This is a genomic window from Frateuria defendens (genome assembly GCF_001182895.1).
Classification (GTDB): Bacteria; Pseudomonadota; Gammaproteobacteria; order Xanthomonadales; family Rhodanobacteraceae; genus Frateuria_B; species Frateuria_B defendens.
In genome coordinates this window covers 1-11,853 of the sequence record NZ_LFQR01000085.1, presented here as the reverse complement: position 1 = coordinate 11,853, position 11,853 = coordinate 1, and the positions used below count along the sequence as shown (strand labels likewise).

The 11,853-nt window shown below is 71.7% G+C and carries 8 protein-coding genes and 1 pseudogene; 5 read left to right on the top strand and 4 right to left on the bottom strand.

The window, feature by feature from the left end; translation table 11 throughout:
• Positions 1-3,154: DEAD/DEAH box helicase (locus ACH65_RS12500; RefSeq protein ID WP_049622934.1), on the bottom strand; the 3,154-nt coding region annotated here is incomplete at its 3' end.
• Between the two features lie 141 nt (positions 3,155-3,295).
• Here ACH65_RS12500 and ACH65_RS12495 point away from each other — a divergent pair.
• The 3 genes from ACH65_RS12495 (at position 3,296) to ACH65_RS12485 (ending at position 7,628) form a co-directional block, all read left to right on the top strand.
• A complete protein-coding gene (locus tag ACH65_RS12495; RefSeq protein WP_049622933.1) occupies positions 3,296-5,536 on the top strand; it encodes an NADP-dependent isocitrate dehydrogenase in 2,241 nt (746 codons plus the stop codon).
• A 279-nt stretch (positions 5,537-5,815) separates the two neighbouring features.
• Positions 5,816-6,355 carry a Dabb family protein gene (locus tag ACH65_RS12490; protein WP_049622932.1) on the top strand — a complete coding sequence of 180 codons (540 nt, stop codon included), beginning with the start codon at positions 5,816-5,818 and terminating at the stop codon, positions 6,353-6,355.
• A 202-nt stretch (positions 6,356-6,557) separates the two neighbouring features.
• Positions 6,558-7,628, top strand: a complete 1,071-nt coding sequence (locus tag ACH65_RS12485) for a TraB/GumN family protein (RefSeq protein ID WP_049622931.1) — start codon at positions 6,558-6,560, stop codon at positions 7,626-7,628.
• A 144-nt stretch (positions 7,629-7,772) separates the two neighbouring features.
• Here the strand turns inward: ACH65_RS12485 and ACH65_RS12480 are convergent.
• From ACH65_RS12480 to ACH65_RS12470, 3 genes and pseudogenes are all read right to left on the bottom strand, one after another.
• A pseudogene (locus ACH65_RS12480) lies at positions 7,773-8,645 on the bottom strand (NADP-dependent oxidoreductase).
• A gap of 34 nt (positions 8,646-8,679) precedes the next feature.
• The gene (locus ACH65_RS12475) at positions 8,680-9,633 is read right to left on the bottom strand and encodes an aldo/keto reductase (RefSeq protein WP_049622930.1); all 954 of its coding nucleotides are present in this window, start codon (positions 9,631-9,633) and stop codon (positions 8,680-8,682) included.
• Between the two features lie 62 nt (positions 9,634-9,695).
• Positions 9,696-9,896: a hypothetical protein gene (locus ACH65_RS12470; RefSeq protein ID WP_153242586.1), complete on the bottom strand. Its 201-nt coding sequence runs from the start codon at positions 9,894-9,896 to the stop codon at positions 9,696-9,698.
• 107 nt (positions 9,897-10,003) lie between these two features.
• Between ACH65_RS12470 and ACH65_RS12465 the strand changes: the two genes are divergently transcribed.
• Both ACH65_RS12465 and ACH65_RS12460 read left to right on the top strand, forming a co-directional pair.
• Positions 10,004-10,936, top strand: coding sequence for a LysR substrate-binding domain-containing protein (locus ACH65_RS12465; protein WP_049622928.1), 933 nt, complete (start codon positions 10,004-10,006; stop codon positions 10,934-10,936).
• A 102-nt stretch (positions 10,937-11,038) separates the two neighbouring features.
• Entirely contained in the window at positions 11,039-11,704 is a 666-nt protein-coding gene (locus ACH65_RS12460; RefSeq protein ID WP_049622927.1) for an NYN domain-containing protein, read from the top strand.
• Positions 11,705-11,853 lie beyond the last annotated feature (149 nt).

The following is an 11,853-nucleotide window of genomic DNA, read 5'->3' as shown; positions in this document are numbered from 1 at the left end:
TGTCCTGGCCGATGCGATGGGCGCGATCGGTGGCCTGGGCCTCCACCGCGGGATTCCACCACGGGTCGTAGTGGATCACCGCATCGGCGGCGGTGAGGTTGAGGCCGGTGCCGCCGGCCTTGAGGCTGATAAGGAACAGCGGCACCTCGCCTCGCTGGAAGCGCTCGACGCGGGCGGTGCGTTCGCGCGCCGGGGTCTGGCCGGTGAGCGTCTGGTGCGCGATGCCGCGCTTGAGCAGCGCCGCCTCGATCAGCGCCAGCATCTCGGTGAACTGCGAGAACAGCAGCACGCGGCGGCCGTCGTCGAGCAGGCCCTCGAGCAGCTCCAGCAGGGCATCGAGCTTGGCGCTGGCGCGTACTTTCTTCGCGCTGGCCAGCTTGACCAGGCGCGGATCGCAGCAAGCCTGGCGCAGCTTGAGCAGGGCGTCGAGCACCACGATGCCCGCTTGCGCCAGCCCGCGCTCCTGCACCGCCTGCCGCACGCGCTCGTGCTGGGCCAGGCGCAGGGTTTCGTACAACGCGCGCTGCGCCCCTTCCAGGTCCAGCATGTGCACGATCTCGGTCTTGGACGGCAGGTCGGTGAGCACGTCGTCCTTGCGTCGGCGCAGCAGCAGCGGGCCGATGCGGCGGTTGAGGCGCTGCTGGCGGTCGTGGTCGTTGTGTTTCTCGATCGGCGTGCGGTAGTGCCGCGCAAACTGGCGTTCGCTGCCGAGCAGGCCCGGCTCCACCGCGTCGAACTGCGCCCACAGCTCGCCGAGGTGGTTTTCCAGCGGCGTGCCGGTCATGGCCAGCCGGCGCGCGGCGGGTATCTCGCGCACGACCCGGGCCGCCTGGCTGCTGGCGTTCTTGATCGCCTGCGCTTCATCCAGCACCAGCAGGGCGAAGCGCGCCTCGAGCAGCCGGTCGCGGTCGCGCGGCAGCAGGGGGTAGGTGGTGATGGCCAGGTCGTGAGCGGCGATGGCATCGTAGCGGTCGGCACGGTCGGCGCCGTGGAGCACCAGCACCTTCAGGGCTGGCGCGAAGCGCGCGGCCTCGGCCTGCCAGTTGCCCACCAGCGAGGTGGGCGCCACCACCAGCGCCGGCGCGTCGAGCCGGCCGCGCTGCTTCTCGCCGAGGATGTGGGCCAGCACCTGCACCGTCTTGCCCAGCCCCATGTCGTCGGCGAGGATGCCGCCGAGCCCGGCCGCGCCGAGGAAGTCCAGCCAGGCCAGGCCATCGCGCTGGTAGGGGCGCAGGGTGGCCTTGAAGCCGCGGGGGAGCTTGGCGCGCTGCGCGCCGGCCTGGCGCAACCGTTCGAGCTGCGCGCGCAGGGCGTCGTCGCCGCGCCAGTGCAGTTGCGTGTCGTCGGCGAGGGCCTGCAGGGCGGGCGCCTGGCTGCGGTGCAGGCGCAGCCCGCCCTCGTCCTCGAGCCACTCCAGCAGCGGCTCGATCAGCGCGCGCAGGCGCGCCAGCGGGAGTTCGATGCTGCGCTCGCCGTCCAGCGCCACGCGCCAGGTGGCGTGCTTCTTCTCGCCCTTGGGCGCGTGGCGCGGAAACGCCGGATCAGCCAGCACACGGCGCAGGATGGGCAGCAGGTCGAGCCGTTCGCCGCCCGCGTCGATGCCCAGCGCCACGTCGAACCAGGCGTTGCCGCTCGGTGCCAGCTCGGCGTGCCAGCCGTCGATGGGGACCAGCGTGTCGTGCGGGTAGCCCGGCTCGTACTCGAGGCGGAAGCCGGCCGCGGCGAGCGTGTCCAGGACGTCGCGCCAGTCGTCCGGTGCGCGCGGCGGCTGGCGCTTGGCGGGGCGCAGGACGCGATCGTCGAGCGTGAAATCGGTATGGGGTAGCGCATATTCGTAGGTCACCGGGGCCAGCGGCACGATGCCCAGCTTATCCAGCTGCCGCAAGGCTCGTTGCTCGGCATCGGCCGCGCGGTGGATTTCGCGCAGGCCCTCGCCGTGCCGCCGGTGCTCGATGGCGCCGCCGCCGGCGGCCGGCAGCAGACTGCCGGCGTAGTCGAAGGCCAGGCGCGCGAGGCCGACCTCGTGGCTGCGCCCGTTCCAGTGTCGCAGCGTGGCGGCACGCAGGCGCAGTACGGGCTGTGGGGGCGTGCGTATCGACTCGACCGGGCCCCGGTCGACCGGCTCGGGCAGTGTGTGGGGGAGGTCGCCCCGTCGCAGGCGCTGGCGCAGCGCGGCGACCTGCGCCGGCGACAGCACGGGCGCCTGGCTCAACTGCTCCAGCATGCGGGCATCGCCGTCGACGCGGCCGTAGCGGCCCAGCCTCGGCTGGATGTACCAGAGCCCGGCACCGTGCAGCAGGAGGGCGTCGGCGGCGTCCACGCGCGCGGCCAGGCGTTGGCTGCCGTCGTCCGCTTCGTGCCAGTGCAGTTCCAGCGGCCTCGGCTCGGCGCGCTGCAGCGGCGCCGAGGCGCGCTCGAACCAGACCGGATGATGCGCCAGCAGATGCTCCAGGGCCTGTTCCTCGTGGCGGGCGCGGATGGGCGCCCAGCGCTGGTTGCCCACCTGGACGTACTGGCGCTGCATCAGGGTGACCAGCGCCGCTGCCGTCTCCGCCGGCCAGCCGCCGGCGGGCACGGGCACCGCGCCCAGCTCATCGTGCAGCAGCAGCGATTGCGGATCGGCCAGGCCGGGACGCTGGCGGTTCTTCGAGGGGCGCAGCCAGGCGGGCAGGGCCAGCAGGCCCGCCACGGGCTGGCGGCCGTTGCTACGCAGCAGCACGCCGAAGCAGCGCTCCGGCTCCGCCTGGTGTTGGCGCTCCGGCGATATGGCCAGCGTGTGCAGCCAGCGCTCCCATGCCTCCAGGGCGGCGGCCGGCACGCCGGGAGCCGGCGGCGAGAGCCGGGCGGCGGTGTCGCCGCCGGCCGCGATCAGCATGGCGGCCGCGTGCTTGCAGTAGACGCCGACCGGGCAGCTGCAGGCGGCGTCCTCGACGTCCGGCCCGGAGATATCCACGTCCACGCGGCAGTCGTAGCGCTGGCCGTAGCTGCCTTCGACCTTGGCGCGCAGCATGAGGCGCCCGTCCAGCATGTCGGTGCGCAGCGCCGACACGCAACCGTTGCGGGCATAGGCCTGGGCGCGCTTGAGCGTGCGCTCGTCGAAATACGAGCGCCATGGTGTCTGCTGCAGCAGGATGGCCGGGTCGTGATCGTGCATGGAGCGGCATGGGATGGCGAACAGCGATTCTCGCATACCGGGCCGGGACGGTCGCCCGGTGGTCCCGCCATGGCATTCGGGCGACAATGTGCGGCCATCTTCCGCGGCCTTGCCGCCCTTGCCAGGGAACCCGCGCACGCCATGTCCCCCACGCCCACGCCCACGATCATCTACACGCTGACCGACGAAGCGCCCTACCTCGCCACCCAGTCGCTGCTGCCCATCGTGGAGGCGTTCACCGCCCCCGCGGGCATCGCGGTGGAGACGCGCGACATCTCGCTGGCCGGCCGCATCCTCTCGCAGTTCCCCGACTACCTCGAGGGCGGCCAGCAGGTCGCCGACGACCTGGCCGAACTCGGCGCGCTGGCGACCACGCCGGACGCCAACATCATCAAGCTGCCCAACATCAGCGCCTCGGTGCCGCAGCTGAAGGCCGCGATCGGGGAGCTCAAGGCGCAGGGCTACGCGCTGCCGGACTACCCGGACGAGCCGAAGGACGCGCCGCAGCAGGACGTCAAGGCGCGCTACGACAAGGTCAAGGGCAGCGCGGTGAACCCGGTGCTGCGCGAGGGCAACTCCGACCGTCGCGCGCCGCCCTCGGTGAAGCACTACGCGCGCAAGCACCCGCACCGGATGGGCGCGTGGAGCGCGGATTCGAAATCGCACGTGGCCCACATGGCGGGCGGCGACTTCTACGGCAGCGAAAAATCCGCGCTGATCGGCAAGGCCGGCAGCGTGCGCATCGTGTGGACTGGCGAAGACGGCAGCGAGACGGTGCTGAAGGCCAAGACCGCGGTGCAGGCCGGCGAGATCATCGACGCGGCGGTGATGAGCCGCAAGGCGCTGGCCGCCTTCGTCGACGCGCAGATCGAGGATGCGAAGCGGCAGGGCGTGCTGTTCTCGCTGCACCTGAAGGCCACCATGATGAAGGTCTCCGACCCGATCATGTTCGGCGTGGTGGTGGGCGAGTTCTACAAGGACGCGCTGGCCAGGCACGCCGAGACGCTCAAGGCGATCGGCTTCGATCCCAACAACGGCATCGGCGACCTCTACGCGCGCATCGCCGCACTGCCGGCCGACAAGCAAGCCGACATCAAGGCCGACGTCGAGGCCGAGTACGCCAGGCGGCCGGCGCTCGCGATGGTCAATTCCGACAAGGGCATCACCAACCTGCACGTGCCCAGCGACGTGATCGTGGACGCCTCGATGCCGGCGATGATCCGCGACTCCGGCAAGATGTGGAACGCGCAGGGCCAGTTGCAGGACACCAAGGCGGTGATCCCCGACCGCAACTACGCCGGCGTCTACCAGGCGGTGATCGAGGACTGCAAGGCGCACGGCGCCTTCGACCCGGCCACCATGGGCAGCGTGCCCAACGTGGGCCTGATGGCGCAGAAGGCCGAGGAATACGGCTCGCACGACAAGACCTTCCAGATCGCCGCGCCCGGCACGGTGCGCGTGATCGACGAGAGCGGCAAGCTGCTGCTGGAGCACGCGGTCGAGGCCGGCGACATCTGGCGCCTGTGCCAGACTAAGGACGCGCCGATCCAGGACTGGGTCAAGCTCGCCGTCACCCGCGCGCGCCTCTCCGACACGCCGGCGGTGTTCTGGCTCGACCCGCAGCGCGCCCACGACGTGCAGATGATCACCAAGGTGAAGGCCTACCTTGAGGACCACGACCTCTCGGGCCTGGACATCCGCATCCTCTCGCCGGTCGAGGCCACGCGCTTCTCGCTGGACCGCATCCGCCGCGGCCTGGACACCATCTCCGTCACCGGCAACGTGCTGCGCGACTACCTCACCGACCTGTTCCCGATCATGGAGCTGGGCACCAGCGCCAAGATGCTCTCCATCGTGCCGCTGATGGCCGGCGGCGGCCTGTTCGAGACCGGCGCCGGCGGCTCCGCGCCCAAGCATGTGCAGCAGTTCCTGCAGGAGGACTACCTGCGCTGGGATTCGCTGGGCGAGTTCCTGGCCCTGGCCGCCTCGCTGGAACACCTCGCCGAGCACTACGGCAACGCCGCCGCCGGCGTGCTGGCGAAGACGCTGGACCAGGCCAACGGCAAGATCCTCGACAACAACCGCTCGCCCGCGCGCAAGGTCGGCGAACTGGACAACCGCGGCAGCCATTTCTACCTCGCCCTGTACTGGGCCCAGGCGCTGGCCGCGCAGGACGAGGACGCCGCGCTGAAGGCGAAATTCGCCCCGCTCGCCCAGGTGCTGGCGGCGAACGAGGCGGCCATCGTCGGCGAGTTGAACGGCGCCCAGGGCAGGCCGGTGGACATCCACGGCTACTACCACCCCGACCTCGCCCTGGTCGGCGAGGCCATGCGCCCGAGCGCCACCTTCAACGCCGCGCTGGCGACGCTGGCGACCGCCTGACGCCGTGTGGAGCGCGCTCGCGCGCGACCGCCGTCTACGGGAAACCGCGGAACGCCCGCGCCGCGACGGTCGCGCGCGAGCGCGCTCCTTACAGGGCGCTGGCGGGCTGGGACTTGGACGCCACGCATGCGGAGCCTGCGTCCGCTCGGTTCGCCGCCGCATGCAAAACACTTTTGCACGCGGCCGGCTTGGTGCCGCGCGCCCGGGGAGGATAATCCCGCCTATCGCATGCCCGTCTGGCCTTCGCCGGGCGGATCGCTTTCACAAGGAGTGTCACCCATGAAGAACCGTTTGAGCCGGCTCGCCGCCGTGGCGGCGTTCGGCCTGCTTCCGCTCGCCACCCTGGCGCTGCCCGCCGCCGCCGCGGAGGCGCCGACCGCCGCCGCCGCGCGCCTCGGCCAGGAGCTGGCCCAGGCCGGCGTGGAGCGTTTCACCGCCGCGGACTACAAGCCGGGCGTGGTGCGCCACATCGTGCTGTTCCGCTACAAGGACACGGTGACGCCGGTGCAGCGCAGCGAGATCACCCGCCGCTTCCTCGCCATGCAGAAGGCCTGCCTGCGCCAGGGCAAGCCCTACATCGTGTCGATCGAGGAAGGCTTCCAGCACAGTGGCGAAGGCGCCGACCAGAACCTCGAGCAGGGCTTCGTGGTCACCTTCCGCTCGCAGGGCGACCGCAACTACTACGTTGGCCAGCCGGTGATCAGCGACCCGGCGCACTACGAGCCGGTGCACCAGGCCTTCAAGGAATTCGTCGGCCCGCTGCTGGCGCCCAGGGGCGTGCTGGTGTTCGACTACACGGTGGACCAGTCGGCCAGGTAAGGCGACGCCGGCGACGGCAGGCGAGGCCCGCATCCCTCCGATGCGGGCCTTTGCGTTGGCGGCGGGGCAGGGCGGCGGCGACAGCCAGCGGTAAGGCTGGCGGCCTATCGTGTGGGCGGCTGGCGGAACCCTGGGCGGTGCGGCATGGTCCGTGGGCTACGGGTTTCCCTTACCTTTGCCTTTCCCATCATGGAGTCGTCCCATGTTCCGCAAGCCGAAAAGCTGGCTGGCCCTGCTGCTCGCCCTCGGCGCGAGCCTGGCCCAGGCGCAGGACGCGCCGGCGCCCGCCGCCAGCGCGGGCGCGATCACCAACCTGCAGACCGTGACGGTGAGCGGCGTGCAGCCGGGGCCGGGGCTGTGGAAGGTGTCCAGGGGTGGGCACACGCTGTGGGTGCTGGGGCTGATCCGCACGCTGCCCGAGCGCATGCAGTGGCGCTCCGGCGAGGTGGCCGAGGTGATCGCGCAGTCGCAGGAGGTGCTCGAGCCGCCTTCGGTGCAGGTCAAGGCGGACACCAACTTCCTCGGCAAGCTGTTCCTGCTGCCCTCGGTGTACAGCGCGCGCAAGAACGAGGACGGCAAGACGCTCGACCAGGTGCTGCCCTCGGCGCTGTACGCGCGCTGGCAGCCGCTCAAGCAGCAGTACCTCGGCAACGGCCGCGGCGTGGAGCGCTGGCGGCCGATCTTCGCGGCGATGGAGCTGTACAAGAAGGCGCTGCGCCAGCACGGCCTGCGCGGCAACGGCGAGATCGGCGGCACCGTCGATGCGCTCGCCAAGCAGCACGGGGTGAAGCAGACCCTGACCCAGTACCAGCTGGTGATCGAGAAGCCGCGCCAGGCGATCAAGGCCTTCAAGCAGGCCGGCCCCGACGACGTCGCCTGCTTCGGCCGCACCCTCGACAGCATCGAGCACGACCTGCCGGCCATCACCGAGCGCGCCAACGCCTGGGCCACCGGCGACCTCGCCACGCTGCGCCGGCTGCCCGACAGCCGCTACCGCGACGCCTGCGTGGAGGCGCTCACCGGGGCGGGCTTCGCGCGGGAGCTGGGCATCAGCGACGTGCCGGCGCGGGTGGAGGCCGGCTGGCTGGCGGCGGCCGAGCGTGCGCTGGCCGCCAACACCACCACCTTCGCCATGTTGCCGATGGACAGCGTGCTCGACGCCGGCGGCTACCTCGCCAAGCTCAAGGCCAAGGGCTACACGGTGCTGGCGCCGGACGAGGATGAGGGCGACGCCGAGGATGCGCCGGCGGCGGCCGGGAGCACCGCGCGCTAGCGGTGTCGCATCCAGTCGCGGCGGTGCTGTGGCCGGTGCTTGTTCGGATGGACGTCTGGACGTCCCTATGAAAAAGCCCATGTTGGCGCCGACGCGGGCCGTGGCGCTGCGGTCGAGCTTCGGTTGTGCTCGGTCCCGCCGCGCTCACTCTTCGGCGAGGCGCACCACCACCTTGCCGAAGTTCTCGCCGCGCAGCAGCCCGATCAGCGCGCGCGGCGCGTTCTCCAGGCCGTCGACGAAGTCCTCGCGGTAGGCGATCCGCCCTTCCTTCAGCCAGGCGCCCATCTCGTCCAGGAACTGCGGGAACAGCGCCATGAAGTCGCGCTGGATGAAGCCGCGGAAGGTCAGGCGCTTGCGCAGGATCAGGCTGGGCAGCGCCGGCACCCGGTCCGGTCCGGGCGGCGGCTGCGCGTCGCGCCGGTTATAGGTGGCGATGGTGCCGCATACCGGGACGCGCGCGAAGTCGTTGAGCAGCGGCAGCACCGCATCGAACACCGCGCCGCCGACGTTCTCGAAGTACACGTCGATGCCGTCCGGCACTGCAGCGCGCAGTTGCTCGGGGAAATCCGTGGCGCGGTGGTCCAGCGCCACGTCGAAGCCCAGTTCGTCCCGCACGTAGGCGCGCTTGCGCTCGCCGCCAGCGATGCCGACCACGCGCGCGTCGCGCAGCCTGGCGATCTGCCCCACCGTGGCGCCGACCGGGCCGCTGGCCGCGGCCACCACCAGCGTCTCGCCGGCTTGCGGCCTGCCGATCTCGTGCAGGCCGGCGTAGGCGGTGAAGCCGGGCATGCCGTACACGCGAGCGCCGTGCTGGCCGGCGCGACGGCGGTATCGAGCTTGCGCTGCTCCGCGTCGCCGTCGACCAGCGCCCAGCCATGCGCCCGCGCTGGTACGGGTCCAGCGACAGGTAGCGGTTGCGCAGCAGCAACTGCCCGGGCCCGGCGTCCGCACCGGCACCTGTTCGAGGCGGAAGTTTTCCGCCACCGGCTCGCCCTGCGGGCGCGAGGCGAGCACGATGCGGGCGTGGGTCTGCGCGCTCGTGGGCGGTGGCTCAGGCGTGGGTTTCGCTGGCGAGGTCGAGCCGCGCGATCTCGTCGTGGCCCAGCACGAGGCGCGTGGCGTCGAGCAGCTCGCGCAGTTGCGCCACGCTGGTGGCGCTGGCGATCGGCGCGGTGAGGCCGGGGCGGGCCAGCAGCCAGGCCAGCGCCACCTGCGCCGGCGTGGCGCCGTGCGCGGCGGCCACTTCGTCCAGCGCGGCGAGCACGCCCAGGCCGCGGGCGTCGAGGTACTTCTTCACCGAGCCGCCGCGCGCGCTGCTCTTGCCGAGGTCCGCCTCGCTGCGGTACTTGCCGGTGAGGAAGCCGCTGGCCAGCGCGTAGTAGTTGATCACCCCCACCTGTTCCTTGAGGACCAGTGGCTCCAGCGCCTTCTCGTAGCCGGCGCGCTCGACCAGGTTGTATTCGGGCTGCAGGCTCTCGTAGCGCGGCAGGTCGTACTTGGCCGAGACCTTGAGCGCCTCCTCGAAGCGCGCGGCGCCGTAGTTGGAGGCGCCGATCGCGCGCACCTTGCCTTCCTCGATCAGCCGGCCGAACGCGCCCAGCGTCTCGGCCAGCGGCACCGTGGCGTCGTCCTCGTGCGCCTGGTAGAGGTCGATGCGGTCGGTCTGCAGGCGCTTGAGCGAACCCTCCACCGCCTGGCGGATGTTGAGCGGCGACAGGCCCGGGTGCTGGTCCCACTTGGCCACCTTGGTGGCGATCAGCACCTGCTCGCGCTTGCCGCTCTGCTTGAGCCACTTGCCGATGATGGTCTCCGACTCGCCGCCGCGGTTGCCCGGCGCCCAGGCGGAGTACACGTCGGCGGTGTCGACCAGGTTGAAGCCGGCCTCGACGAAGGCGTCGAGCAGCTCGAACGAGCGCGCCTCGTCGGCGCTCCAGCCGAACACGTTGCCGCCGAACACGAGCGGGGCGATGGACAGGGGCGAGCGGCCGAGCTGGCGACGGGTCATGGCGATGCCTCGGGTGGGGGAGTCAAAGGTAACTCCCGAGGTAGATGCGCCATGGCGCGGAATCAAGCGCAGGCCGGCTTGCCGCCCTCACAGGCGCCGCCGCGCGGCGCGGCGGATGATGGCGCGATGAGCTGCTGGATCGGCGCAGGCCGGGCCGGCGCGCCGTGCCCGCGCTCGCCGACGGGAGCGTCCCTGCGCCAGGGCAGGTCGGCCGGCGCCACGTGGCCGTGCAGGAACAAGAGGTCGGTCCAGAGTGTGCTCATGGCGGGCTCTCCCGTGGCGGCCGCGATGGCGCCCAACTCAAGGTACGTAGCCGGCCGGGCCCCGAAAAAGCGATATATTCGCAAGCCAGCCTTGAGGGAGATTCAAGATGGCGCGCGTCTCGCCCATGCTGCTGCAACAGTTCGTGCTGGTGGCCCGGCTGGGCAACCTCTCGCGCGCGGCGGAGCAGGCCCATCTCACCGTGAGCGCGCTCAGCCACCAGATCCGCCAACTCGAGCAACGCCTGGAGCGGCGCCTGTTCGAGCGCGGCCCGCGCGGCGTGCGCCTCACCGCGGACGGGCGCCAGCTGCTGGACGCCGTGGGCCATCACTTCGACGGCATCGAGCGCGCGCTGGCGATGTACCGCGACCGCTGCCACGACGCGCTCACCCTCAGCACCACGCCCGGCGTGATGTCGAGCTGGCTGGTGCCGCGCCTGCCCGGGCTGGTGGCGGCGCACCCGGAGCTGGAGCTCAACCTGCAATCGAGCGTGGCCCTGGTCGATTTCGCCCGCGAGCCGGTGGACGCAGCGCTGCGCTACGGCCGTGGCGAGTGGCCGGGGCTGCACGTGGAGAAACTGTTCGACGAATGGATCGCCCCCGTCGCCGCGCCGGCCCTGATCGAGCGCATGGCCGGCGCCGACGTGGAGGATCTCGCCGACTGGCCGCTGCTCGGCGACCCCGGCGAGCGCTGGCGCGACTGGTTCGCCCTGGTCGGCGGCCAGCCGCAGCGCCGCTACGTGGCCCAGTTCGACAGCACCGACGCGCTGCACCGCGCAGCACTCGAAGGCATGGGCGTGGCGCTGGGGCGGATGGTGACGGCGCGCCCGCTGATCGACGCCGGCCTGCTGCGCGTGCTGGGCCGCCGCCATTTGCGCATCCCCGAGGCCTACTACCTGGTCTACCCGCCGCGCTCGCAGGCGTGCACGGCGCTGGTCACCGTCCGCCGCTGGCTGCACGAGCGGGCGGCCGAGTACGCGCGCCAGGCCTCGCCGCCAGACTTCGCCGCCGAGCCGGCCGCGGCGGCGCCCGCGTGCGACTGAGCGACCGTCCTTGACGGCGCGCATGCCGCCCGCTGCAATACGCGGCTTTACCACGCGGCCTTCATGGATACGGGCTGGCCGCCCTTCATATAGAGAGTCCCTATGACCCTGCGTACGGCCATCCTCGTCGATGGCGCCTTCTTCCTCGCCCGCTACCGCAAGGTGTGGGGCGACCGCGACGCCAACGACGCGCGCGCGGTGGCCAAGACCCTGTTCGGCATGACGCTGGAACACCTCAAGGCGCTGGACCGCCCGCGCGAGGCGCTCTACCGCATCTTCTTCTACGACTGCCCGCCGCTGGAGAAAACGCTGGTGAAGCCGATCAGCGGCGACTCCATCGATTTCGCGCGCACCCATGCCGCCGCCTTCCGCCGCGACCTGCACGAGCAGCTGCGCCGCCAGCGCAAGCTCGCGCTGCGCCTCGGCCGCATCGCCGACCGCAACGAGTGGAAACTCAAGTTCTCCGCCTACCAGCAGCTGCGCGACGGCACGCTGTACTGGGAAGACCTCGGCGACGAACACTTCGAGCCGGACATGCGCCAGACCCAGGTCGACATGAAGATCGGCATCGACATCGCCGCGCTGGCCTACAAGAAGCAGGTGGACCAGATCGTCCTGGTCGCCGGCGACGCCGATTTCATCCCGGCCGCCAAGCTGGCCCGCTACGAGGGCATCGACTTCATCCTCGACCCGATGTGGCAGGGCATCGCGCCCGACCTGCACGAGCACATCGACGGCCTGCAGTCGGTGTGTCCGCGGCCGTTCTGAGCGGCATGGGCCGGGCGATGCGCGCGGGCCGTGCCGCCGCCACGCGCGGCATCGCGCGCCGGGCGTCGCCGCCTGCGGGTGATCCGGCAGGGCGTCGCCCGGCATGACGGCGCGTCGCCCGCCACCCCGCGCGCGCCGCGCGCCGCCGC